A 24860-nucleotide genomic window follows, 5' to 3' on the forward strand; every position below is an offset into this window, starting at 1 on the left:
CAGCACGAGGTCAACTTACCGGGTGCTCGGTTAGGCTTCCTCGGTGACGGACGATCCGGCGGAGTCGGTACACCCTGTGGTACGTGTCGGCGCTGCGTGGACGTGGCGTCTGTTGGTGTTGTTCGCCGGTCTCGTGGTGATCGGCATGATCGTGCACCGGCTCGAGAGCGTCGTCGTCCCGGTGGCACTCGCCCTGCTGGCGTCGGCGCTGCTCTCCCCGCTCGTCGACTGGATGCAGCGGCGCGGCATCCCGCGCGTCGTCGCGGTCATCGTCTCGATCCTCGGCAGTCTCGGGCTGCTGGTGGGCATCCTGACGTTCGTCGTCGAGCAGTTCATCGAGGGCGTACCCGCCCTCACGGATCAGTTCACCGGCAGCGTCACCCAGATCCAGGACTGGCTGACGCAGGGGCCCCTGCACTTCAGCGAGGACCAGATCCGCAGTGCCGGCGACTCGGTGGTCCGGTCGGTGCAGTCGAATCAGGAAGCTCTCACCAGTGGCGCGTTGACCACCGCCGCGGTGATCGGCGAGATGCTCACCGGGGCTCTGCTCGTGCTCTTCACCCTCATCTTCTTCCTCTACGGCGGACAGCAGATCTGGGACTTCGTGTCCCGGATCGTCCCGACGCGGGCGCGCCGCCGCGTCCGGTTGGCAGGCAGCCAGGCGTTCGGCTCGCTGGTGGGGTACGTGCGCGCCACCGTCGCGGTCGCCGCCGTGGACGCCATCGGTATCGGCACGGGACTGGCGATCCTCGGTGTCCCGCTGGCTCTTCCGCTGGCGTCACTGGTGTTCATCGGAGCGTTCATTCCCATCGTGGGTGCGGTGCTCACCGGCTTCGTCGCGGTGCTCGTCGCCCTGGTGACCAAGGGATTCATCACGGCGCTCATCGCACTCGCGATCGTCATCGCCGTGATGCAGGTCGAAGGCCATGTGCTGCAACCACTCCTGCTCGGTCGCGCAGTCCGTGTGCATCCCCTGGCCGTGGTGCTCGCCATCGCCACCGGCATCGTCATGGCGGGCATCATCGGTGGCCTGCTCTCGGTGCCGCTCGTCGCGATGGCCAATACCGCTATCCGCTCACTGCTCGCCGACGATCCCGAGGAGGCGTACGAGGAGATCGCCGACACGGATCCGTCGGAACCGATGTTCCCGGCCGCGCCGAACAGTCCGCACCCCGAGAACCAGAAGCTGAGCCGTGGCGAGGTCGACGGTCCCGCGAGCTGACGCCGCCGGTGTCGCGGAGGCACCGCTGTGGCGCGCCGCGGCAGCGTTCCGACTGGTCACCGTCCTGTATGTGGTCGGGTTCCAGTTGGTCGTCCAGGACCGGTACGACGCACCGCGCCTGAGCTGGCTGTTCGTCGTCGTCACCGTCATCTGGTCCGGAATCGCGGCCGTCGCGACCCTGACGACGCCCGCGCGGCGCCCCGTCGTCGTCGCCGACCAGGTGGTGACGCCGGCATTGATCTGCAGCACGCTGGTGGTGGCGAGTCCGGCATGGCGCCAGGACCACCAGGTGCTCCCGACGACGATCTGGGTGGCCAACGCCGTGATCGGTGCCGCCGTCCTGGGAGGTCCCCGAGCGGGGCTCGCCTCGGCGGCAGTGATGACCGCCGCCATCGCCGTGGTGCGCGGCACCGTCGACGGCGAGTTGTGGCGCGACTCGACCGGACCCGTGCTGTTGTCCGTCGGTCTGGCACTGGGGCTCGCGGCGCGGACGGCACGCCTCGCACGCAGCCGACTCGACGAGGCGGTGGCCCTGGCCGCGGCGACCGCGGAACGCGAGCGCCTGGCCCGCGAGGTGCACGACGGTGTGCTGCAGGTGCTGGCCATGGTCAGTCGTCGCGGCCACGAGATCGGCGGCGCAGCAGCAGAACTGGCAGATCTCGCCGGCAGCCAGGAGGCTGCGCTCCGCGCCCTGCTGTCCGGGTCGGCCACCGGGCGTACCGACGGCACTGCCGACCTGGCCGCGCTGGTGCGCGCTGCGGTGGGCACGCGCGCCGTGGTCTCGGCGCCGTCCGAGGCCGTCGTTCTCCGGGCGTCGGCCGCGTCGGAGCTCGCGGCCGCGACGCTCGCCGCCGTCGACAACGCGCATCGACACGGCGGGTCCGACGTCCACGTGTTCGTGCTGGTGGAGGACTTGGACGACGAGGTGATGGTGACGGTGCGCGACGACGGAGCAGGAATGGCACCCGGCCGTCTCGACGAGGCGCGTGCGGAGGGACGGCTCGGCGTCTCCGGCTCGATCGTGGGCCGGACGGCAGCCATCGGTGGGCGTGCGAGGGTGGACAGCAGGCCAGGAGAGGGAACGGAATGGGAACTGACGCTGCCACGGACAGCGCCGACGCCTCGGTGACGGTGATGGTGGTCGACGACCACCCGATGTGGCGTGACGGAGTGGCGCGGGACCTCGACGCGCGGGGCTTCCGTGTGGTGGCCACCGCCGACGGAGTCCGCTCGGCCACCGCGCGTGCGCGGGCGACGTCGCCGCAGGTGGTCGTCATGGACATGGACCTCGGAGACGGAACCGGAGCCGAGGGCACCGCGTCGGTGCTGGCGGTCTCGCCCGACAGTCGGGTACTGGTGCTCTCCGCGTCCGCCGAACGGGACGACGTGCTCGGCGCGGTCAAGGCTGGGGCGACCGGCTACCTCGTGAAGAGCGCCTCCATCGACGATCTGGTGTCCGCCGTACAGGCGACGAGTCGCGGCGATGCGGTGTTCACGCCCGGACTGGCCGGGCTGGTGCTCGGGGAGTACCGGCGCATGGCAGCCGCCCCCACGGCTGCGGAACCGCCTCCCGTGCTGACCGAGCGCGAGACGGAGGTGTTGCGCATGGTCGCGAAAGGGTTGAGCGCCAAGCAGATCGGCGTTCGGCTCGGTATCAGTCACCGCACCGTCGAGAACCACGTGCAGGCGACCCTGCGCAAGCTGCACCTCGCGAATCGTGTCGAACTCACCCGGTGGGCGCTCGAGCAGGGGCTGCAGTGACGGCGTCGTGTTCACTACTCTGGTCGCCATGACCGGAGACGGCACCGACCCCAGGAACATGCGCGTGAGCGACGCCGAACGAGAGCACGTGGGCGGCCTGCTCCAACGCGCCGTCGGACAGGGGATGCTGTCGCTCGGCGAGTTCACCGAGCGGATGGACTCGGTACTGGCGGCCAAGACGCGCGGTGAGCTCAACGCGGTGCTGGTCGACCTGCCGGGCATGACACTGCAGGGCGGCCCACCCCAGCAGGCCGGACCGCTCGCCGTGGTCCCGAGCGACGCGCTGACGTCGGCACCCGGACACCCGGCCACCGACGGTGCACCCGTGGACATCCGAGCCACGATGTCGACGGTCACCCGTTCCGGTACCTGGACCGCGCCGTCGGCCATCCGGGTCGCGTCGAAGATGGCCACGGTGACCCTCGACTTCAGTTCCGCGGTTCTGACCTCGCGCGAGGTGCGGATCGACGTGGACGACTACTGCAGCACCATCACCGTCGTGGTGCCCGAGGGTGCGTCGGTGGATCTCGACGGCGTCGACACCATGGGCGGCAGTGCGACCAACAAGGTGCGCAGCCGGCCTGTCGAAGGGGGACTGCACGTCGTCGTGCGCGGACGCATCCGCTTCGGATCCGTCACGGCCAAGCACCCGTTCGGGACGTCCATCAAGCGCATGTTCGGGTAGGAACTGCACCCTCGGCTGAGTAGAACGGCGTCGGACTCGAGTAGTTTCCCGTGTTCCCCCGGTCCGCCCCGGCCAGCACGATCGAGGTATGACCACTCCCTCGATAGATCCGCGACTCGTGCACGTGTTGTCCGGTGAGGTCGCCTCCCTGCAGCAGCATCTCGCCCGCGTCGGCCACGACCTGGGTCTCCTCCGACAGCAGCTCGACGGTTCGCCGATGCAGGCCCCGCTCCAGGCGCCCCCGCAGCAGCACCCCGTCTCGAGGCCACAGGTGCAGAGTCCTCCGGTGTCGACTCACCCGGTACGGCCGATCCCGCGCCCGATGCCCACGCCTCCCCGTGACACCACCCCGTGGTGGCAACGCGACGGTGTCGTCAGTCGTGTGCTCGCCGCCGCGGGCGCTGCGGTGACCGTCATCGGTGTCGTGATGCTGGTGGTGCTCGCGGCGCAGTCGGGCTGGTTCGGGCCCGGTCCTCGTGTCGCCGCGGGTGCGCTGCTGTCCGGAGCGCTCGTCGCCGCCGCGCACCGTGTGGTCGCCCGACCCGGTGGCCGCGTCGGCGCCGTCGCACTCGCCGCGACGGGATTCGCCGGGCTGTATCTCGACCTCGCCGCCGTCACCGTGCTGTACGGGTGGGTGCATCCCGTCGTCGGGCTCGTGGTGGGACTCGGTGTCGCCGCGCTCGGCGTCGCGGTCGCACTGCGCTGGTCGTCGCAGTCACTCGCGGTGATGGTCGTGGCCGGCATCGCGACACTGGCACCCGTCGTCACGGGCGGCATCACGCCGGCACTCCTCGCATTCCTGGTGGTCGTGCAGATCGCCGCCTCGCCGGTCGACGTCCGCGAACAGTGGGTCTGGTTGCGCGTCGTCCGCACCGTCCCGGTCGTCGGAGCGGTGCTGGTCGCCGGGCTGCTCGCCCACGTGGAGACGGTCCCGACCGCCGATCTGCTGCCGCTGCTCGTCGTCGCGGGACTGTCCTTCGGCACCGCTGTCGTCGCCTGGTGGACCACCCTCGCCCACCGCGCCGTGGACCCGGCGTCGCTCGCCTCGATCGCGGCCACCGCCGCCGCGGTCCTCGTCACCGCGACGCTGTTCTCTCGCCCCGTCGCCGGCGGCGTCGACGCTGCGGTCGCGCTCGCACTGGTGGCGATCCTGGTCGCTCGACGCGAGCTGGTCACCACGGTTCGCCTGGTGCTCACAGCGACGGCTTCGGTGGCGGTGGCGTCGGCGCTGGTGACGGGCACGGCCGATCAGGTCCGCATTCTCGCCCTGCTGCTGGTCGCCACCACGGCGCTTCTCGTCGGCGCCCGGACCCGCTCGGGTGTGTCGGCCGCAGCCGGCGCGTTCTTCGCCCTCCTCGGAACCAGCGCACACTCGCAGATCACCTCGGTCGACTCGCTGAGCAGCCCCGTTCGCGCGCTCGACTCCGGCTGGGCCTCGGTGCCCGCGTCGGTCGCCATGATCGCGATGGCTGTGGCTGGAGTGCTCGCGGCACTGCGCACCATCGGGGACGCGACGCTCCGAACCCTCGCCGCCGGCCTGGCGGGAGTCGCCGGCCTCTTCGGTGCGACGGCGGTGTGCGTGATCACCGGCATCGAGATCGGCGGCCGCACCGGGTTCCTCGTCGGCCACGGCGCAGCGACCATCGTGTGGATGACCGTCGCCGTCGCACTGCTGATGCGTGGTCTGTCCGACGCCACCGGTACCCGCGCGGTCCTCGCCGCTGGTCTGACCGTGGCGGCCTCGGCCATCGCCAAGCTGTTCCTGTTCGACCTCAGCGCACTCGGTGGACTGCCCCGCGCCGCAGCGTTCCTGGTGGTGGGAGTGATGCTGCTCGGTATCGGCACCCGCTACGCGAGGTCGTTCGCGGACCGCGCCGTCACTGCCGACGCTGGCGGGCCAGCAACTCGCTCACACTGATGGCACCGGACTGACCGTGGTGACGACCGCCCGACTCGTCGTCCCCGTCCCGAGCCCGCCGGCGACCCGATGTGGTCGTCGGCGGTGTCTCGTCGGGCTCGGGGACCTCGGGCGTGGAGGGGTTGTGGGTCTCGGGCTCGGGTGCCGGCCGATCCTCGCGCTCGGGCATGCGCAGACCGGCGATCCAGGAATCGACCTCGGCGCTGGTGCGCGAGCCGTTCCCGTGGGGCCCTCCGTTGCCGTTGCTGTGACCGTTCCCGTTCCCGTTCCCGTTCCCGTTCCCGGTGCCGTTCCCGTTGCCGTTGGAGTGGCCGTTCCCGTTGCTGTCGCCGTTGCGGGGCCGATCGACATCGATGCCGTCGCCCGAGACCGAGCCGTACCGGAACGACGTGGTCTCGTGCCCGTTCGAGCCGTTCGAGCCGTTCGAACGCTGAGCGACCGACGGCGCGCGGAGTTCGGCGAGCCAGCTCTCGATGGGGCGCGGGGCGGGTGCGCCGTTCCGCGGTGCCGGCTCGGCCGACGTCGGCTCGGGACCGGCCGTCGGACGACTCTGCTGATCGTCGGAGGCCCGGGCGGGTCGGGTCTCTGCCGGGCGGGCGACCCGAATCTCCTCCGCGGGCGCGGGCGCGGGTGCGACGGGAGGTGCCGTGGGTTCGACGGCGCGCGGTGCGACGGGCTCCGGCGCGGCGGGCTGCTGCACCGGGGGTTCCTGCACAGCGGGCTTCTGCACGCGCTCGGGAGCCGGACGCGGGGCGACGGGCCGGGGACGATCGGGTGCGACGCGCTCGGGCATTGCACGAGCGGCCGACGGGCCGCTCTGCATGACCCGCGGAATCGGCTGGGTGAGCGGTTCCCGCGTCCGCGCCGGGAGCGGTGCGGACCCGATCGCGACGAGCTCGGGGACATCGGTGGGCATCATCTCGGCGTCGAGGATCGGCTCGCCGAGCCCCAGCTTCTGCTGGATGCGCTTCATCCACTGCGGCGCCCACCAGCAGTCGTCGCCGAGCAGCTTCATCGTCGCCGGGACCAGGAACATGCGGATCAACGTCGCGTCGATGATGAGCGCGGCGATCATGCCGTAAGCGATGTACTTCATCATCACCAGCTCGGAGAAGGCGAAGGCGCCCGTGACGACGATGAGGATCAGTGCGGCCGCGGTGATGATGCGACCGGTGTGCGAGGTACCGACGCGAATGGCCTCGGTCGTACTGGCTCCGCGGGCTCGTGCCTCCACCATGCGGGAGAGCAGGAACACCTCGTAGTCCGTCGACAACCCGAAGATGATCGCGATGATCAGCACCAGGACCGGGGCCATGATCGGCCCGGGAGTGAAGTTCAGCAGACCCGCGCCGTTGCCGTCGACGAAGATGAACGTGAGGATGCCGAGCGTCGCGCCGAGGCCCAGCGTGGTCATCAGGATGGCCTTGAGAGGGAGCACCAGCGACCCGAACGTGAGGAACATCAGCAGCGTCGTGACCAGCACGACGAGCGTCGCCATGAGGGGTAGTCGGTCCACGAGCGCTGCGATCGAGTCCTGCTCGATGGCGGGCGTGCCGCCGACCGACAGGGTCACCCCGTCGGGAACGTCGATGGAGCGGATGTAGTCGATGGCCGGCGACGACACGTTGCGGTCGACCAGGCCCGCCTTGAGCACGGCGACACCGTTCTCGTTGCGCTCGATGGAGAACCGTTCGACGAGCCCGGGAGCGTTGGACGCCTCGCGCAGGACCGTGCCCAACTGCGGACCCTCCGCGTTCTCGAGCACGATCTTGAGCGGCTCGGTGCGGTAGGACGGGAAGTTCTCGTCGAACACGTTCTGGGCGACACGGGTGGGGTTGTCCGGCGGCAGGTACGTCTCGTTGATGCCGCCGAACTTGATGGCACCGACCGGCAGCGTGAGGATCAGCAGGCCCAGGACGATGGGCACGCACACCTTGAGCGGGTTCCGCATGACCCAGCGCGTGAGCTTGCCCCACGGCCCGGACTCGATCTCCTCGGTGGTCTTGGTCTTGCGCATGCTCTTCAGTCCGAGAGCGTCGATGCGCGGGCCGAGGATCGACAGGATCGCCGGCAGAATGGTGATGGCGGTCAGGGCCGCCAGCGCGACGGTGGCGATCGCACCGAACGCGACGGACTTGAGGAAGCCCTGCGGGAAGAGCAGCAGACCGCCGAGGCTCGCGACGATCATCGTCGCCGAGAAGACGACCGTGCGGCCCGCGGTCATGACGGAGCGTTGCACGGCCTGCTGTGTCGTGCGGCCGTCGGCCAGTTCCTCTCGGAACCGGCTGACGATGAACAGCGCGTAGTCGATGGCCAACCCGAGACCGATGAGCGAGACGACGACGGGCGCGACGAAGCTGTTGACCTCGACGAAATTGGTGAACAGCCGGACCATGCCGTTGGCCGCGACCACGGTGAGACCACCGATGATCAGTGGCAATGCCGCAGCCACGACGCCGCCGAACACGAAGAACAGGAGCACGCCCACCACGGGGATGGCGAGGATCTCCATGCGCTTGATGTCGCCGGCCATGGTGTCGTTCAGCGCGTTCGCGATGGGCTGGAGGCCGGCGAGCTGCACGTCGACGCCGTCGATGGCGAACGCGTCCTTCACGTCACGGAAGTTGTTGGTCAGTTCCGTGTCGTTCGCGCCGGCGATCGCGAACGTGGCGATCGCCTTCGTCTTGTCGGGCGAGGCCAGCGCGGGGAGCCGCTGCTGGAAGTAGTTGATGTTGATCTTCGAGATCTTGTCCGAGTGCGCCGCCATCATGGCGTCCTGACCAGCGGTGACGGTCTGCTGGAACGCCGGGTCGTCGACCGTCGATCCCTCGGGTGCGGTGTAGAGGGCGACGACGTCGCCGGTGCTGTCGCGACCGAAGGTGCCGTCCGCGGTGACGGCGGCGTGCACCGACTCCGAGTTCGGGTCGTCCCAGCCGCTCTGACTCAGGTGATCGTTGAGGCTGAGTCCGTACGCGGCGAGGCCCAGCAGGAACGCGACCATCACACCGATGACGGTGAACCGTGATCGGTGAACCAGATCTCCCCAGCGAGAAAACACTCAGGACACTCCTTGACGCCCGACGAGCAGGGCGGACAGCGGACGGAACGGCTGCAGCCAGGCGCCCTCGTCCGGAAGGGACTCGAGGCTGACCCGCGGCAGTGGTTCGCGGAACACACCGGGGATGTCCTCGAGATCCAGGAACTCGAGAGTCTCCGACGTGACGGCCCAACTGGCGTGTTCACGGAACCCGAGGATCTGAACGGGCACACCCGTTGCCGCGATGGCTTCGAGTGGGAGCCGGAAGGCCTGGCCGTCCGCGGACGCGACCACCACTCCCGCGAGACCGTGGTCCCGTGAGCGGAGCTCGATGTGATCGAGCATGTCGGAGTCGACGTCGCTGTCCTCGTCGATCTTCGGCTTGGCGAAGACCGCGAAGCCCACGTTACGCAAGGCCTCGACCCAGGGACGAACGACGTCGGCGCTGCCCTGGGCGATGTTCGTGAAGACCGTGGCCTCGGGTTCGAGGCTCGCGGTCTGGTGCGCGGAGAGCTGGGCGGTGCGGCCGAGCAGCCATCGGCCCAGCGCATCGAAGCGCGGGCGGTAGGCGGCGGTGGGTCGTCCGCCCAGGATGGCGCCGAGGCCCATGTCCAGATTGGGCGCATCCCAGACGAGCAGGACCTTCTTGGTATGGCGAGAATCACCGGCGCCGTCGAGCACGGCCGTGTCCGTGTTCTGTTCGTCCACGCTCATCGGAGTGGGTTCTCGCTCTCTCGTCGCGTGATCGTCGCCGCAGCGACGTCGGTCGCTCCGGTGGATGGCCTGCCCCAGACGAACTCGCTCGTCGGCCTGCCGACCTGCTGGGCCTTGCCCTCGAACTTCGTCACCGGACGGTCGACGGACAGGGAGGACCCCTCGACGGTACGTCGTTCGGCATCGAACGGCAGCCGCGTCAGAGCGGGCTCCGCGTCACCGACCTCCTCGATCCACTCCGCGTAGTCGGCGTGGTCGGTGGCGACGTGGAGAATGCCGCCGGGCTCGAGACGGTCCGCCACCAGGGCGAATGTGGCGGCCTTCAGCAGTCGGCGCTTGTGGTGCCGGGCCTTGGGCCAGGGGTCGGGGAAGAAGACTCGGACGCCGGCGAGCGAACCGGGAGCGACCATGTTCTCGAGCACGTCGGCAGCGTCGCCCCGCAGAATGCGCAGGTTGGAGAGACCTTCTCGCTCGATCCCCTGGACCGTCTGCGCAATTCCCGGTCGGTAGACCTCGACGGCGACGAGGTTCACGTGCGGTTCGGCGGCCGCCATCGCGAGCGCGGCGGTGCCGGTCCCGGAGCCGATCTCGAGAACCACCGGGGCGGTCCGGCCGAACCACGACGCGGCGTCGAGCGGCTCGTCGGCCACCTCGCGGCCGATGCCGGGCCACATCCGGTCCCACGAGGCCTGCTGCGGTTCGGTGAGCGCGCCGCGTCGGGACCGGAAACTGGTCACCCGCGGATACAGCCGGGAACCGCCGGACCGGCTCTCGTCGGCACCGTCGGACAGGCCGTTCTCGGGCGCTGCGTCCACGGCACGGGGGTCGGTCATCCTGTCATTGTCTCCCATGGACGCATTTCGTGACAGCAGGGTCTCGACTTCAGGTCGAGACTCTGGCCTACCGACACCGGGATCGGCGTGTGAGAATCGCCCCGTCGCATCTGCAGAATCGGGGGATCACGGATGCCGGGGACCGAGTCGAGCGCGCTGCACCGCGCGGTGACCGAGCTGGAACGCAGCGTCGACGACGCCGCTCTGCGGGCGGTGATCGAGCGATGGCGTTCCCCGGTGCGTCTCGCCGTCGCGGGACGCCCCGGTGCGGGCAAGTCCCGCGTCGTCACGGCGCTGGTCCTTCCCGAGGCGGCCGAGGTGCACGGGGTGGACGCCCCCGACCTTCCTCCTCCCGTCCTGGACCACGACGTTCTCGCGCTCGTCGTCGCTCGGACCGTGAGCGCCGCGGACCTCGAGGTGGTGGCGGCACGGCCCGGCGGTGACACCCTCGTGGTCCTCGGGCGCACCGACCTCCCGATCGACGCGGACGCCGTCGCCGCGGTGCTGCCGGCCGGGATGCCCGTGATCGGCGTGGACGACGTCGACACGCTCACCCGTGCCTGGGCGACGGCGGTGTCGCGCGCGGCGAGGTGCCGCGACATCGCCCTGCTCGCCGCGGTCGAGACGGTGGCCGCTCGGAGTGCGCTCGGAAGGTCGTCGATCGAGACGTTTCTGCGCGCCCCCGAGGTGGCTCACGTCCGGAGCGGTGCACGCGCGTGAGTCTCGACCTGCCCGCCGACGCGGCCCGAGTGGTGCGGACGTGGAGTCCCGACTCCCTGAGTCGGCTGGGGCGAGGACCCGCACCGGCGCGCACCGTCGCCGTTCTCGCGGCACCGGGTCTCGACCAGGAGGCGGTCGGTGCGGTGGTGACCTCCGCGGGATGGTCCGTCCGTCCCGTCTGCGCGGCCTCGGCCGTGCTCGTCCTGGTGGATCCCGCCCTGCCGCCGGGCGGTGCCCTCGTCCGGGCGGCGCGGTCGATCCCGGCCGATCTTCCGGTGGTGCTCCGGATCGCCGCCGGACCGGACGACGCGCGGCGCGTCCTCGCCCGATGGGCGGCGTCGGTCCCGCGCGCCGACGCGGTGGTGGTGTGCGGTCCCGACGACGATGCAATCCTGGACGCGCTCGCTCGGGCAGCGGACCGGGTGGACCCGGCAGAGGCGGAGCGGACGGCGGTGGACCGTGCGCTGGCCGAGGCCCGCACGGCACTGACAGCGGCGGCCCGACGCGACACGGGCAACGCGGACCTCGCCGACGCGCGGGAACGCCGCCGCCGGGCCGCGTCGATCGCGACGGACGACGGACTGCTCCTCCGGCGGTCGACGGCCGAGCTGCGCCTCGATCTCGCCCACCGGGTCGGCGTGCATCGGCGGGAGACGGGCGCGCGGGTCGCCGCCGCCGTCGGGGACGCGAGCTTCGCCGACCTCCGACGCCTTCCGTCCGTGGTCGCCGCGGAGATCGATGCGGCGACGGGTCGGCTCGCGGACGAGGTGACCACCGCGCTGACCGCGGTCGGCGCCGTGGACTCCGCACCCCCGGTCGAACGCGCGTCGACGACCCACCAACCGCCCCCGTCGGCCGGGTGGGGAGTCGACGAGGTGGTGGCGGGTGTCGTCGGTGCCTCGGCGGGTGCCGGGGTGGGGCGGGTGGCGGTGTGGGCGGCCTCCCTCGGCGGCACGTCGGCCGGGTTCGTGACCGTGCTCTGCGCCGCGATGATGGCCGCCGCGGTGGTGCGGACGAGGCTCCTCTCGACGCGCCGCGCGCGCCTGCGCCGATGGGCTGCGGACGTGGTGGCCGATGCCGCCTCCGGCTGGGAACGGGACACCGCGTCCCGTCTCGTGATCGCCGACTCGTGGCTGACGGCGAGACTGTCGGCGCAGGTCAGAGACGCCTCCGCCCGGCGGAACGCGCTGATCGCGGAGATCGACGGCGAGATCCGAGACATCACGTCCCGAGCTGCCTCGCGGGCGGCCGCCTATCAACGGGATCTCGACGTGCTGGACCGCGTCGCCCCCATTTTCGGGCGGCGGGGAACCGTCTCTTCGCTGGATGCGTCCAAGCACGAGGTGGGAACGACAGCGAGGAACACGGGGGACTGAGATGGCCGAGTGGTCGGGATCGTTCGACCCGGACGGGCCGGGTGTCGCGGACGACGGGTTCGACCCTGCCCTCGATCTCGACGGGGACGGCACCGCCGACACGGCGGTGTTGCACGGAGGTCTGTCCGACGTCCACGCGTCGGCATTCCATCGGAGTGCGACGGAGATGACGGTTCTCAGCGATCTCGACGGTGACGGCGACGTCGACCGTGCGACGGTCTTCGAGGCCGACGGCGACTACACCGTGTGGGTGTCCTCCACCGACCTCGCGGACGGTCCCGACGCCGTCTGGCGTGCGTCAGAGCGCGGCTCGCTGTGACGCGATAGACACCAAATGTCCTGACATAGTGCGCTTTACGGCCAGGTCACTGAATCGGTTTTGTGACGGAACGGACATGCCCCGAGTGCCCTGGCCGTTCTTCACAGCGTTAACCTCTAGGTCCAGGACACTCGGGGCCCTGCGATCTGTCGATCGAAGGTCACGGGACTACCCCGCCCACTGGGAACCCATGGTTCGCTCACGCACTTCGGTTCGGCGCCGATCGACGGACCGAGGCGGTGACGGCCACACGTTCCTGCACCACCCCAGGAGACAAGATGACCGCGACCATTCCGGGTCTCAACGGAACCGACGGCACGCCGCCCACGACGCATGCAGGCCTGCTGGCCTGGGTACGTGACGTGGCCGAGCTGACCCAGCCCGACCGGATCGTCTTCGCTGACGGTTCGGACGAGGAGTGGAACCGCCTCACCGACCAGTTGGTCGACGCGGGGACGTTCACTCGGCTGAACGCCGAGAAGAAGCCCAACTCGTTCCTGGGCAACTCCGACCCGTCCGACGTGGCGCGCGTCGAGTCGCGGACCTACATCTGCTCCACTCGGGAGATCGACGCCGGTCCCACCAACAACTGGATGGACCCGGAGGAGATGCGCGGCACGATGCGCGATCTCTACCGCGGATGCATGCGCGGTCGCACCATGTACGTCATCCCGTTCTGCATGGGCCCGCTCGAGGCCGACGACCCCAAGCTGGGTGTCGAGATCACCGACTCCGAGTACGTCGTCGTCTCCATGCGCGTCATGACGCGCATGGGCGCGAAGGTGCTCGAGAAGCTCGGGGACGACGGCTTCTTCGTCAAGGCTCTGCACTCGCTCGGAGCCGCCGCTCGACGAGGGTCAGCAGGACGTCCCGTGGCCGTGCAACGACACCAAGTACATCTCGCACTTCCCCGAGGACCGCGAGATCTGGAGCTACGGCTCCGGCTACGGCGGCAACGCGCTGCTGGGCAAGAAGTGCTACTCGCTGCGTATCGCGTCGGCCATGGCCCACGACGAGGGCTGGCTGGCCGAGCACATGCTGATCCTCAAGCTCATCTCGCCGGAGGACAAGGCGTACTACATCGCCGCGGCGTTCCCGTCCGCCTGTGGCAAGACCAACCTCGCGATGATCCAGCCGACCATTCCGGGCTGGCGCGCCGAGACCATCGGTGACGACATCGCGTGGATGCGCTTCGGCAAGGACGGCCGGCTGTACGCGGTCAACCCGGAGTTCGGCTTCTTCGGTGTCGCGCCCGGTACCAACTGGGACTCGAACCCCAACGCGATGCGCACCATCGATCAGGGCAACGCCGTCTTCACCAACGTCGCGCAGACCGACGACGGCGACGTCTGGTGGGAGGGCCTCGAGGGTGACCCCCAGCACCTGATCGACTGGACCGGCAAGGACTGGACGCCGGACTCGGACAGCAATGCGGCGCACCCCAACTCGCGCTACTGCGTGCCGATGTCCCAGTGCCCGTCCATGGCGCCCGAGTGGGACGACCCGCAGGGTGTGCCGATCTCGGCGATCCTCTTCGGTGGCCGTCGCAAGACCACCGTTCCTCTGGTCACCGAGGCTCGCGACTGGCAGCACGGCGTGTTCATGGGCGCCACCGTCGGTTCCGAGCAGACAGCAGCGGCCGAGGGAACCGTCGGCACCATCCGCCGCGACCCGATGGCGATGCTGCCGTTCCTCGGCTACAACGTCGGCGACTACTTCCAGCACTGGATCGACCTCGGCAAGAACGCCGACGAGTCCAAGCTCCCGAAGGTGTTCTACGTCAACTGGTTCCGCCGCGGCGACGACAAGCGCTTCCTGTGGCCCGGATTCGGTGAGAACTCCCGCGTGCTGAAGTGGATCGTCGAGCGCATCGAGCACAAGGCCGCCGGTGTCGACACGCCCATCGGTGTGGTGCCCACCGCCGACGCGCTCGACATCGACGGACTCGACGTCGCCACGGCCGATGTGGCCGAGGCGCTCGCGGTGAACGTCGACGAGTGGAAGAAGGAGATCCCGCTCATCGAGGAATGGTTCGACTTCGTCGGCGAGAAGCTCCCCACCGGCATCCAGGACGAGTTCGACGCTCTCAAGCAGCGCCTGAACTCCTGATGCACCACCACTGACGCCCGCTCCCGATCACGGGGGCGGGCGTCAGTGCTGTCTCGGGGTGACCAGTGCGGCCGCTCCTGTGAGAGTCCCGACGGCCCCGAGGGCAGCGGGGACCACCGTGAACGACTCGAGGAAGCCGAGCCGGGCGTGCAACGCGACGGTCTCGCGGATGGGGTTCCACAGCGCCGGGCCGGCCGCGCTGAAGCCACCGCCGAGGACGGCCGTCTCGATGTCGAGCAGCGCCGCGGCGGACGCGATCGCCTGTCCCAGCGCCACGCCGGCCCGCTGGAGCGCAGCGACCGCCACCGGGTCGGCGGCGCGGGCCGACTCGGCGAGGTCGATGCCGGTGGTACCGTCCCAGCCGTTCTCGCGGGCCCAACGGACCGCGTTCGGGCCGCTGGCGACCGTCTCGACACAGCCGACCCCGCCGCAGGTGCAGGGTTCGATGGATCCGGGGACAACGATGTGTCCCACGTGCCCGGCGTTGCCGCTGTGGCCGCGAACGATCTCGCCGCCCAGGACCAGGCCGCCGCCGATGCCGGTCGACACCACCATGCCCAGCACGTTCTGCACGTGGCGGGCGGCCCCGAAACGATGCTCGGCCAGGGCCGCGCACGCACCGTCGAGTGCCAGGGTCACGGTGGCGTTCGGAACCACGCCGCGGACGGCCTCCACGAGCCCGAAGCCCTCGTACCACTCCGCGATGTTGATCGGCGCCACGGTGCCGGCAACGGTGTCCACGGGCCCGGCCGACGCGATACCGACGGCCCCGATGTCCTGGAACTCGACCCCTGCCGCGGACACCACCGAGAGGAGAAGCTCCTCGCACGCCGCCCAGACGTTCTCGGTGGGGGTCGGAACGACGACGGGGTCCTGCGGTCGTCCGTCGGCACCCACCACCGCGGCAGTGAACTTGGTGCCACCGATGTCGAGTGCGAGCGATGTTCTCTCGGTCGTCGTCATTCACGCCACCCTAACGGGCGAGCGTGGTCCCGAGTCCGCGGTCGGCCGCGGAGTGCGCGCGGAGCACGACCACGAGGTTGCTCACCGCCAGCTCGCGAAATCCGGGGACGCGGACACACCACCACGCCCAGCGCGGGTGGTACCGCGGGAAGGCCGCGAGGAGTTCGCCGCCCGAAGTCTCTGCAGCCCAGCGCAATCCGTGCGAGGCGCGGATCGGGAACAGCGACACTCCGAAGCGGTTCTTCGGTTCGGCGCCGTGCACGCGCGCGTAGCGGCGAGCGGCGCGCTCGCCGCCGAACACGTGCCACGGTCCGGTCTCGTGCCCGCCGAACGGGCCCCACCACATCGTGTAGGACAACACCACCAGTCCGCCGGGCCGCGTCACGCGCAGCATCTCCTCGGCCATGATCCACGGGTGGCGGACATGCTCCGCGACGTTGGAGGAGAGGCAGATGTCGACGCTGTCCGAGCGGACGGGCAGCGCGGTACCGGATCCTCGGACGGACCCGCGGGCGTCGAGCCCCGCGGCGTGCATCTCCGAGGCATCCGGTTCCACGGAGACGTAGCGGGCGCCCGCGTCGGCGAAGGCGTCGGCGAAGTAGCCGGGTCCGCCGCCGACGTCGAGCACCGTCAGTCCGTCGAGAGTCGTTCCGGTCGCCCCGGTCCACAGGTCGTCGATCAGCATCGCTGTGTCGCGAGCCAGCGCCCCGTAGAAGCGTGCGGGATCGGACTGCTCGAACCGGAAGTCCGACACGAGCGAGAGTGACCGTCGAAGGGTGGCCCGTCGAGCGAGTCCGGCGGTGACGGGAGACGTGGGCACGAGTGGAGACTGTAGCGCCCGGTCGACCTGGCTCGCGGGGCTCACGGCCCGCGGGTCAGGGGGCGAAGCGCAGCACAGTGACGGAGGTGCGTCGGTTGCGGAAGAGCGGGCTGTCGGCCACCAGCGGCATGGAGTTGAACTTCCACGCGCCCTTGTGTGCAGGGAACAGGACATCGGTCGCCGAGGCGACGCCCGGGATCTCGTCGGCGAGCGAACGCCCACGGCTCGACGTCATACTGAAGGGCATGGCCGGCATCGTGTAGTGCTCGGTCAGCTTGACCCCTGCGACGGTCTTGCGAGACAACCACTCGGGAATGGAGTCGAAGATCATGCCGCCACCGGGGAAGAGCTCGGCGCACCTGGTGATCAGATCCATCGCGGTGGGTTCGTCGAAGTACATCAGCAGTCCCTCTGCGGAGACGAAGACGCCCGGCTCGGGGTCGATGCCGTCGGCCCAGGTCAGATCGAACGCGGAGGCCGCGACGGGAACGATCCGGTCCTCGCGCGGCAGAACGCGGGCACGAAGCTCCATGACCGGTTCGAGGTCCACGGAGTACCACGTGGTGTCCGGCCGCCCGAGTCGCCAGTACGCCGTCTGCAATCCCTCGCCCAGCGCGACGACGGAGGCGTGGGGCCGCGAGGCGAGGTACGCACTCACCGCGGAGTCGAAGGTGCGGGCACGCAACGCCGCGGCGGCCACGGGGGTTCCGAACTTGGACCAGTCGTACTCGATGGCGTCGCGGACGCGCAGCGCCATGGGGTCGTCGATGACCTTGTCGGGGCCGTCGGCGAAGGCGGCCCGATTGTGGAGCGTGTACAGAGTGGTGGAAGATACGCCGTCGAGAGTGTTGCCATCGATCAACCCGGACGTCATGACATGAGCCTCACTGCAGTGGGTTTTCCCGACCCGAAAAAGAAACTTACCGGTTTTTCGGGGCTGAAACAGCCATTCTGTGTCGTTCGAACGAATGAAAGACTGCCACGGGGGTGACAGCAGATGACGGAGTTACGTGAGGTGCTGCTGCTCTGTTGGCGTGACAGTGGCCATCCACAGGGCGGTGGTAGCGAGCGCTACCTCGAGCACGTGGGTGCAGGGCTGGCGTCGCGAGGCATCAAGGTCACGCTGCGCACGGCCGGTTACCCCGGCGCACCAGCGTCGGACACGATCGACGGTATGCGCGTCAGCCGCGGCGGCGGGCGCCTGACGGTCTATCCGCGAGCACTCGGAGCGCTCCTCGCCGGGCGGCTCGGATTCGGTCCCCTGGCGGGACTGAAGCCCGACGCGGTGATCGACACGCAGAACGGCATCCCGTTCTTCGCACGACTCGTGACGGCGGCTCCCGTCACCGTGCTGGTCCACCATTGTCACCGCGAACAATGGCCGGTGGCCGGTGCGGTCATGGCGCGGCTGGGATGGTGGATCGAGTCCAGGCTGTCGCCGCGGGTCCATCGACGCTCGCAGTACCTGACGGTGTCGCTTCCCTCGGCGGACGAGCTGATCGCCCTCGGCGTGGACCGCGAGAGGGTGGCCGTCGTCCGCAACGGTGTCGACGACATTCCCGGTTCCGTCGCGGTGGGCGATCCGGACACGCGTGCGGACGCCCCGACGCTCGCCGTCCTGTCCCGGCTCGTCCCGCACAAGCAGATAGAGGACGCGATCGACGTCGTCGCCGCGCTGCGCGATGCGACGCCCGCCCTGCGCCTCGACGTCATCGGCGGTGGGTGGTGGGACGACAACCTGCGCGACCACGCCCGCGCGCGTGGCGTGGCCGACGCCGTGACCTTCCACGGTCACGTGTCCGAGACCCGCAAGCACGAGATCCTGTCGCAGTCGTGGATCCACGTGCTCCCGTCCCGGAAGGAGGGGTGGGGACTCGCCGTCGTCGAGGCAGCTCAGCACGGTGTCCCCACCGTCGGCTACCGGCATTCTCGGGGGCTGACCGATTCCGTGGTGGACGGCGTCACCGGCGTCCTGGTGGGCGACGAGTGGCTCAGCCGCGACTCCGACGTCGACGAACTGACCGACGCGGTGCGGACCCTGCTGGACGACGGCGATCTCCGTCGGCAGCTCGGGGAGAAGGCGCGGCTGCGGACCCGGGAGTTCTCGTGGACGTGGTGCGCGCGAGCGGTGGAGTCGGTGCTGCGCGAGCGAGTACACGGCCGAGCGGTGTCCGGGCTGGTCGCGGGTAGGCCGGAGGCCGGTCGGTCCGGAATCAGCGAGTCCGGGTGCGACGCGCTCTCGTGACGGTGACGAACGCCGCGATCAGGACGGTGGCCGCCCACAGCAGATGAGCGACGATCGCCGGTAAACGATCCGAGCGTGGACGAGGTGCCGGATCAGCGAGTGAGTACAGCGTGAGATCGGTGTCCGCGTACACGGGTTCCAGGCCCGCGAGGGTGCGTGCGGAGTTCCCGCTCTCGCCCGCCGACCTCTCGGCCAGGATCCACCCGACTCCGAGTGCGGCGAGGTCGCTCGCCGGGGCACCGGCCAGGAGCAGGCCTTCGACTCGCCCCGCGACGGTGTTCTCTCCCCGGACGACCGTCCCGCCCACCGGGAGATCTCCGGTGCCGAGCACATCGGCGTCCAGCAGCCTCGGAGCGGGATCGAGGACCGGTGCCTCGCCCGACCAGTCGAACCGGCGGAAGGTACCTGTCGGCAGGACGGCCACGAGAGCGTCGGACGGTCCGACACCGTCGATCACCGAGGACCACCCGGCGGGGTAGTCGACCGGACGCAGCGCGCCGTGCACCCCCCATGCCAGATCAGGCAGGACGACGAGCAGCGCGGCGGCGGCGGACACGGCTGCGAGCCGGGGACGTGTCCCGCCGCGACCGGGTCGATCGACCGCGGCGCCTGCACTCAGGGCGAGTGCCGGCATCCACAGGGCGACCCATTTCTGACCGTCCCGGAACAGCCCGGCACCGGGTACCGACTCGGCGGCCCATCGGCCGACGTCGAGCCCGATCGGGGTGGCGGCGAGGGCGACGAGCACCACGGACACGGCGCCGGTGAGCAGGAGCGCCGCGACCACGGGCGATGCGGTCCGGCGCAGACGAGGGAGTCCGGCGGCGGCCAGGCCGAGCAGCACGGCGGTGCCGACGACGGCGAACAGGCTGGTTCGGCTGCCGGGAACCGCGTCGGCGTTCCAGATGCCGCCCAGACCGGCGAGCGCTCCGATCGTCCCGAGTCCGGGCTCGGCCCGCGCCGCGAAGGCCGCGACACCCGCCGGATCGGCGCCGGTACCGGCCCCGGACACGGCGGTGGCCACCAGCCAGGGCAGCGACACGATCACCGTGGTGACAGCCACGACGACGAGCCGCCGTACGCGGCGTGCCCCTCCCGGTGCGGCCAGGACCACCACGGCGAGAACGGCGCAGAGCAGCACGCCTGTCGGGGTCAGCCCGGCGATGCCGAGACACAGCACGAGGGGCGCAGCGGACCGCAGGTCACCGCGGTCGCGGAGGGTCATGGTCGCGACGACCGTCCAGGGGAGAGCCGCGTAGCCGACGAGCAGGCTCCAGTGCCCCTGCAGCAGACGTTCGGCGACATAGGGGTTCCACACGGCCACCGTGGCGGCCACCAGACGAGGGCCGGTCGAGGCGCCGCCGAGCACTCGCGTCGTCATCTGCGCGGCGCCCCACCCGGCGGCGATCAGAGCGAGAGAGAGCAGTCCGACGACCAGCACACCGCCGTCGACGACCGTGGTGGCGACCGCGACGACGGCGTCCTGGGGAACCGCACGCGCCGCCGAGTCGGACAGGCCCAGGGCCGAGTCGGTGAGATACGACCGGGGCGTCGACACCGCGTCACGCAGCAGTAGGTGGCCGCCACCCGGAAGCAGCACACGCAGGAGAGGGCCGAGGATGACACCGGTGAGCACGACGGACCAGGCGAGGGACCACGCCCCGGCTGTCCTGCTCGACCCTGCGATCATGAGGGCATGATCCCTGCGCGCACCTCCACCGTGGTGGCCGGGGTGAGCATCGTGACGGCGGGGTCGATGGCGGCGAACATCGCCTCGTATCTGCTGCACCTCCCGGCCGGGCGTGTGCTCGGGCCGCAGGGCTACGGGGTCTTCGCGTCGCTGCTCGCCGCCCAGCTGGTACTCGCGGTGCCGGCGCTGGCGTTGCAGACCGTCGTGGCGCGTGACCGGGTGCGCGGACGTTCGGTGGCTGTCTCCCGCAGGCTCGGACACCTGTACGCCGTGGTCGTCGCCGGTCTCGCCGTCGTCGCGACTCCCGTCGTGGCGGCTCTGCTCCACACCGACGTCGTGACCACGGCGGCGGCCGTCGTGACGGCGCCGTTCCTCGTGCTGCTGGCCACGGAACAGGGCCTGTTGCAGGGAGACTCGCGCTTCGGTGCCCTCGGCGGTGTGCTCGCGGCGAGCGGCCTGGCGAAGGTGGTGCCCGCCGTGACCGCCCTGGTGCTGGGCGGAGGTGTGGGACCAGCCCTGGTCGCGGGTGCGGTGGGGACCGCGGTCATGGCGCTGGCCGCGCGCATCGTCGTCGACCGCGCCGAGCAGACGGACGAGCACGATCGGCCCGCCGCGGCCGGGACCTGGCGTGACGTGCTCGCCGCATCGCAGGTCCAACTCGTGATCGTCGCGTTGTCCTCGGTCGACCTCCTGCTCGCCCGACGCGTCCTCGACCCGGAGGCCGCGGGTGTCTACGCGCTCGGCGCCGTCGCCGCGAAGGCCGCCTTCTGGCTCCCGCAGTCGGTCGGCGTGGTGCTGTACCCGAGGATGGCGGATCCGCGTCGGTCGGCGTCGGCGGTCCGCACCGCCCTGCTGGTGCTGCTCGGCGTCGGATCCGTCGTGGTGGTGGGTGCCGCGATCGTCGGGCCGATCGTTCCGCTGGTGATGGGCGCGGACTACGCGCCGGTGCAGTACCTGCTGTGGCTGTTCGCCGCGCAGGGCGCGCTGTTGGCCGTGGTGCAGTGCGGTCTCCTGGCGGCCGTGGCCCGCGGCGACACGCGCTCGGCGCTGGCGGCGTGGACCGTGCTGCTGGTCGAGGCCGTCCTCGTGCTGACGATCGTCGACAGCGCGACGGAGCTCGTCGTCGTGGCCGCGGCATGCGCTGCGGTCGCATCTGTTGTGGTCTCGACCAGCGCGCTCGGGCGTGTCCGTGTGCTTGGATCGGTGGATGACCGAATCCGGGGGGTGGGTCCGTGAGGCTGCGTAGGGGCATGACGGGGATCGACGTGCTGCACGAGACCACGGGAACGTGGGTCGATCTGAGAGCTGCTGGTGGAGAGGAACTTCCGAGCGGAATCGTCGAGTTCCTCGGTGCCGGTGAGCGTGCTCGCGACGTGGCGCGCGATCTCGTGGACCGGGCCGTCACCGCCGGGACCGCCACTGCGTCGACGTCCTTCGCCTCCCTGCCGTTCGAGCCGCGATCGCTTCGATGCTTCGCGGGGTGGGACCAGCACTGGCACCAGGCGGCCGAGCAGATGGTGCGGCGCAACCTGCCCGCCGTCGTGCCACTGGCGAAGGCGTTCCAGGCGATCGCGCGGAAGCCGTTCCCGCCTCTGCGGCCGGGCGCCGCGGCAGTCGAGCACCCGATCTACTACACGGGCAATCACCTCTCCGTCGTCGGCGACGGCGACCCCATGTCGTGGCCCGCGTACACCGAGCTGTTGGACTTCGAACTCGAGTTCGGCGCCCTGGTGGTCCGGCCCGTCGTCAGCGCCTCGACGGCAGAGGCGGAAGCGGCGATCGGCGGCTTCGTGGTGTTCAACGACTTCAGCGCGCGCGACGTGCAGTGGGACGAGCAGCGCAACGGCCCCTTCGGACCCGTCGTGAAGACCAAGACGTTCGGGAGTTCCATGAGTGCCGAGGTGGTCACCGCGGACGAGGTCCTGCCGCACCTGACCGATCTGCGCGGCACCGTCACCGTCAACGGCGAGGTGTGGTCGGAGACGTCGACACGAGGCGGCCGGTGGTCGTTGGTGGACGGACTCGCCTACGCCAGCAGGTCCGAGAGCATCGGCCCCGGCGAGCTGCTGACCTCCGGGACCTTGCCGTCGGGGTGCGGGATGGAACTCGACCGCTGGGTGCGGCCGGGCGACGTGGTGCGCCTCGAGGTCGAGCGCATCGGGTCGGTGACCAACACGGTGGCGGAGCCTGCCTAGCTGGGTAGCGGGCAGGCCGGAGGCCGGTCGTTCGACAGTAGTGTCGGTGCATGCGTGCACTGGTGATCGAGGAGTTCGGCCGACCGGGAACCGTGCGGGAGATCGACCGTCCCGACGCGGCTCCCGACGGTGCGGTGATCCGGGTGGCCGCCACCGGGGTGTGCCGGAGTGACTGGCATGCCTGGCAGGGACACGACGGGGACGTGCGACTGCCGTTCGTTCCGGGCCACGAGTTCGCGGGAACGGTCGTCGCCGTGGGTGCGGACGTCGACCGCGACTGGATCGGTCGTCGCGTCACCACCCCCTTCGTGTGTGCGTGTGGGTCGTGTCCGACGTGCGCTGCCGGCGACCACCAGGTGTGTCCCCGTCAGGAACAGCCCGGGTTCACCCACGACGGGTCGTACGCCGAGTTCGTCGCCGTCCGGTATGCCTCGACCAACCTGATCGCGTTGCCGGACGAGGTGTCGTTCGACGTGGCAGCCACTCTGGGATGCCGGTACGCGACCGCATGGCGGGCGGTTCATCGCCGCGCCCGCGTGGTGGCAGGCGAGCGCGTCGCCGTCTACGGGTGCGGTGGGCTCGGCCTGTCCGCGGTGATCATCGCGTCCGGGGCCGGCGCGGAGGTGACGGCAGTGGATCGCTCCACCTCGGCGCTGGACCTGGCGCGCCGACTGGGAGCAGCTCGGGCGGTGCAGACGCCGGTCGACGACATGCACGTCGCGCTGGAGTGCTCCGGGCATGCCGGGTTGGCGGACGAGGCGATCCGGGGTCTGCGACGGCGCGGTCGGCACGTGCAGATCGGGTTGCTTCCGGGCGGCGGGCACGTGTCGATGGACGTGGTGATCGCGCGAGAGATCGACGTGCTCGGCAGCCACGGGCTGGCCGCCCACGAGTACCCCGAACTGTTGCGCACCCTCCCGCACGCCGCCGTGGAATCGATGATCGGAGGTCGCAGACGACTCGAGGACGCCCAGCTCGCGCTGGACGCCCTCGGTGAGTCTGCCGGAGTGACGCTGCTACTTCCCTGACGGGAAGGCCGGAGGCCGGCCGATTCATGACCTGAAGGCCGGAGGAGTCAGTCCTTGCGGAGGTTGGTGCGGGGGATCTCCTCGGTACGGTCCGTCGTCCAGTCGTGGTCCGGCGCGGGTGAACCGGCGCCGGAGGTACGAGGTCCGGTCGTGGGTCCGTCGGCCACCGGACGTGTTCCGCGGGTGGTGCGGCCGCCGCGCAGGAGCAGCACGATGCCGACTGCCAGGAGGATGACGCCCAGAACGCCGGCGACGATCGGCACGGTGCGGCCGATCAGGGCGATCTGGTCCTTGCCGTCCTGTGCGCGACCGAGCTGGTAGGTGACGGTGTTGTCGTCGAAGCCGATGACGGCCTTGACGACGTCCACCTCGGGAGTTCCGGCGCGGCGTGCGTAGTACTGGTGCACGTCCTCCTGGCCCTTGACGATGACGCCGGTGACGGGCTCGACGTAGATGTCCCGGGTGTTCTCGTAGTACCGCGTCATCGTGATCGGCGTGGCGCCGCCGTCGACGCCCCACGTGCTCGCGGGGAGAGCGAGCTTGTTGGCCGGCGAGGGGACGACGGCGGACAGGTCCACCGCGGGGATGGTCTGCGTGTAGTGGTAGACCGTGACGCCCTCGATCTGCGTCTCCTCGACGAAGGTCATGTCGTAGCTCTCGCGGGCCACGGTGTCGAAGAAGGGGTAGGTCTGCTTCTGCGAGTCGAACGGGAACTTGTACTGCAGTCCGGTGTGCGGCACTTCCTCGGCCGGCTTGTCGGCCTGGCTCTGGATGGATCCGACCGGGTCGACCGGCATGGAGGACACGCGGTCCAGGCTCACGCGGTCGACGGTCGCGGTGAGCAGACCGGTGTCACCCTGTCGATCGGTGCGTCGCAGCGACGAGCCGGCCTGCACGGTGATGACGTCGGAGTTCGACGGCTCCTCCGTGGTGACGAAGCGCTGGGAGATCAGGGGGACGTTCTGATCCACGACGGCGGAACCCGCTGTGAGCGAACGCGAATCGAGCACCGACCCGGTGCCGGTGGACACGCTGGTGATCTCGAGGTCCAGCGGCGTCTTCTCGAGGCGCCCGACCGTGTACAGCGGGATCAGGATCGCGATGATCAGGAAGAAAGCTCCGAGCCCGATGAGGATCGGCGGGATCACACGCGTCGGTGTGGATCTGTTCGCCATACTGGAGGTCCCCTTTGTGCATGTGCACTTGTCAGTGCATACCGGCCGTG

Annotated in this window: 20 protein-coding genes and 1 pseudogene; 13 read left to right on the plus strand and 8 right to left on the minus strand. The window is 70.3% G+C overall.

What is annotated here, in order from left to right:
• Nucleotides 1-43 precede the first annotated feature (43 nt).
• The 5 genes from QE449_RS02440 to QE449_RS02460 all read left to right on the plus strand — a co-directional run bounded on the left by QE449_RS02440 (nucleotide 44) and on the right by QE449_RS02460 (nucleotide 5586).
• Entirely contained in the window at nucleotides 44-1222 is a 1179-nt protein-coding gene (locus QE449_RS02440; RefSeq protein WP_285186774.1) for an AI-2E family transporter, read from the plus strand.
• The gene (gene macS / locus QE449_RS02445; protein ID WP_307108132.1) at nucleotides 1194-2351 is read left to right on the plus strand and encodes a MacS family sensor histidine kinase; all 1158 of its coding nucleotides are present in this window, start codon (nucleotides 1194-1196) and stop codon (nucleotides 2349-2351) included. Before QE449_RS02440 ends, macS begins: the two co-directional genes overlap by 29 nt.
• Nucleotides 2309-2983: a response regulator transcription factor gene (locus QE449_RS02450; protein WP_027506351.1), complete on the plus strand. Its 675-nt coding sequence runs from the start codon at nucleotides 2309-2311 to the stop codon at nucleotides 2981-2983. The genes macS and QE449_RS02450 overlap by 43 nt, the downstream gene beginning before the upstream one ends.
• A gap of 28 nt (nucleotides 2984-3011) precedes the next feature.
• Nucleotides 3012-3668, plus strand: coding sequence for a DUF1707 domain-containing protein (locus QE449_RS02455; protein ID WP_037186162.1), 657 nt, complete (start codon nucleotides 3012-3014; stop codon nucleotides 3666-3668).
• A gap of 88 nt (nucleotides 3669-3756) precedes the next feature.
• Nucleotides 3757-5586 (plus strand): DUF2339 domain-containing protein, encoded by a 1830-nt coding sequence (locus QE449_RS02460; protein ID WP_307108133.1) that lies wholly within the window; start codon nucleotides 3757-3759, stop codon nucleotides 5584-5586.
• Here the strand turns inward: QE449_RS02460 and QE449_RS02465 are convergent.
• Genes QE449_RS02465 through trmB form a run of 3 tightly spaced genes read right to left on the minus strand, consistent with a single transcriptional unit; the run spans nucleotide 5546 to nucleotide 10170 of the window.
• Nucleotides 5546-8644: an MMPL family transporter gene (locus QE449_RS02465; RefSeq protein WP_307108134.1), complete on the minus strand. Its 3099-nt coding sequence runs from the start codon at nucleotides 8642-8644 to the stop codon at nucleotides 5546-5548. The two genes, QE449_RS02460 and QE449_RS02465, sit on opposite strands and share 41 nt — an antisense overlap.
• Nucleotides 8645-9337: an NYN domain-containing protein gene (locus tag QE449_RS02470; protein WP_027506176.1), complete on the minus strand. Its 693-nt coding sequence runs from the start codon at nucleotides 9335-9337 to the stop codon at nucleotides 8645-8647.
• Nucleotides 9334-10170: a tRNA (guanosine(46)-N7)-methyltransferase TrmB gene (gene trmB, locus QE449_RS02475; RefSeq protein WP_231476385.1), complete on the minus strand. Its 837-nt coding sequence runs from the start codon at nucleotides 10168-10170 to the stop codon at nucleotides 9334-9336. The genes QE449_RS02470 and trmB overlap by 4 nt, the downstream gene beginning before the upstream one ends.
• 132 nt (nucleotides 10171-10302) lie before the next feature.
• On the opposite strand from trmB, the gene QE449_RS02480 reads away from it, so the two are divergent.
• The 4 genes and pseudogenes from QE449_RS02480 (at nucleotide 10303) to QE449_RS02495 (ending at nucleotide 14694) form a co-directional block, all read left to right on the plus strand.
• On the plus strand, nucleotides 10303-10890 hold the full coding sequence (locus QE449_RS02480) for a hypothetical protein (protein WP_027506177.1): 588 nt from the start codon (nucleotides 10303-10305) through the stop codon (nucleotides 10888-10890).
• Nucleotides 10887-12266 (plus strand): hypothetical protein, encoded by a 1380-nt coding sequence (locus QE449_RS02485; protein ID WP_307108135.1) that lies wholly within the window; start codon nucleotides 10887-10889, stop codon nucleotides 12264-12266. Before QE449_RS02480 ends, QE449_RS02485 begins: the two co-directional genes overlap by 4 nt.
• 1 nt (nucleotide 12267) lies before the next feature.
• Nucleotides 12268-12585 (plus strand): DUF6802 family protein, encoded by a 318-nt coding sequence (locus QE449_RS02490; RefSeq protein ID WP_051613439.1) that lies wholly within the window; start codon nucleotides 12268-12270, stop codon nucleotides 12583-12585.
• Between the two features lie 278 nt (nucleotides 12586-12863).
• Nucleotides 12864-14694 (plus strand): annotated as a pseudogene (locus QE449_RS02495) (phosphoenolpyruvate carboxykinase (GTP)).
• A 42-nt stretch (nucleotides 14695-14736) separates the two neighbouring features.
• Here QE449_RS02495 and QE449_RS02500 read toward each other — a convergent pair.
• From QE449_RS02500 to QE449_RS02510, 3 genes are read right to left on the minus strand one after another with little or no spacing between them, the layout of a single operon-like run.
• Nucleotides 14737-15657, minus strand: coding sequence for an ROK family protein (locus QE449_RS02500; protein WP_307108136.1), 921 nt, complete (start codon nucleotides 15655-15657; stop codon nucleotides 14737-14739).
• Nucleotides 15658-15667: 10 nt separating this feature from the next.
• Entirely contained in the window at nucleotides 15668-16477 is an 810-nt protein-coding gene (locus QE449_RS02505; protein ID WP_307108137.1) for a class I SAM-dependent methyltransferase, read from the minus strand.
• Between the two features lie 55 nt (nucleotides 16478-16532).
• Nucleotides 16533-17351 carry a class I SAM-dependent methyltransferase gene (locus QE449_RS02510; RefSeq protein ID WP_027506181.1) on the minus strand — a complete coding sequence of 273 codons (819 nt, stop codon included), beginning with the start codon at nucleotides 17349-17351 and terminating at the stop codon, nucleotides 16533-16535.
• Nucleotides 17352-17474: 123 nt separating this feature from the next.
• On the opposite strand from QE449_RS02510, the gene QE449_RS02515 reads away from it, so the two are divergent.
• Nucleotides 17475-18722 (plus strand): glycosyltransferase family 4 protein, encoded by a 1248-nt coding sequence (locus tag QE449_RS02515; RefSeq protein ID WP_307108138.1) that lies wholly within the window; start codon nucleotides 17475-17477, stop codon nucleotides 18720-18722.
• On the opposite strand, the gene QE449_RS02520 is transcribed toward QE449_RS02515, so the two are convergent.
• On the minus strand, nucleotides 18691-20412 hold the full coding sequence (locus tag QE449_RS02520; protein WP_307108139.1) for a hypothetical protein: 1722 nt from the start codon (nucleotides 20410-20412) through the stop codon (nucleotides 18691-18693). The two genes, QE449_RS02515 and QE449_RS02520, sit on opposite strands and share 32 nt — an antisense overlap.
• Before the next feature lie 6 nt (nucleotides 20413-20418).
• Here QE449_RS02520 and QE449_RS02525 point away from each other — a divergent pair, with 6 nt between their 5' ends.
• The 3 genes from QE449_RS02525 to QE449_RS02535 are packed head-to-tail and all read left to right on the plus strand — an operon-like array spanning nucleotide 20419 to nucleotide 23635.
• Nucleotides 20419-21648 (plus strand): polysaccharide biosynthesis protein, encoded by a 1230-nt coding sequence (locus QE449_RS02525; protein WP_307108140.1) that lies wholly within the window; start codon nucleotides 20419-20421, stop codon nucleotides 21646-21648.
• Nucleotides 21645-22607 (plus strand): fumarylacetoacetate hydrolase family protein, encoded by a 963-nt coding sequence (locus tag QE449_RS02530; RefSeq protein WP_307097211.1) that lies wholly within the window; start codon nucleotides 21645-21647, stop codon nucleotides 22605-22607. The genes QE449_RS02525 and QE449_RS02530 overlap by 4 nt, the downstream gene beginning before the upstream one ends.
• 50 nt (nucleotides 22608-22657) lie before the next feature.
• Entirely contained in the window at nucleotides 22658-23635 is a 978-nt protein-coding gene (locus tag QE449_RS02535) for an alcohol dehydrogenase catalytic domain-containing protein (RefSeq protein WP_307108141.1), read from the plus strand.
• A gap of 47 nt (nucleotides 23636-23682) precedes the next feature.
• Here QE449_RS02535 and QE449_RS02540 read toward each other — a convergent pair whose 3' ends face one another.
• Nucleotides 23683-24810: a DUF3068 domain-containing protein gene (locus QE449_RS02540; protein ID WP_222649880.1), complete on the minus strand. Its 1128-nt coding sequence runs from the start codon at nucleotides 24808-24810 to the stop codon at nucleotides 23683-23685.
• Nucleotides 24811-24860 lie beyond the last annotated feature (50 nt).

The organism is Rhodococcus sp. SORGH_AS_0303 (genome assembly GCF_030819335.1).
Taxonomy (GTDB): Bacteria; Actinomycetota; Actinomycetes; order Mycobacteriales; family Mycobacteriaceae; genus Rhodococcoides.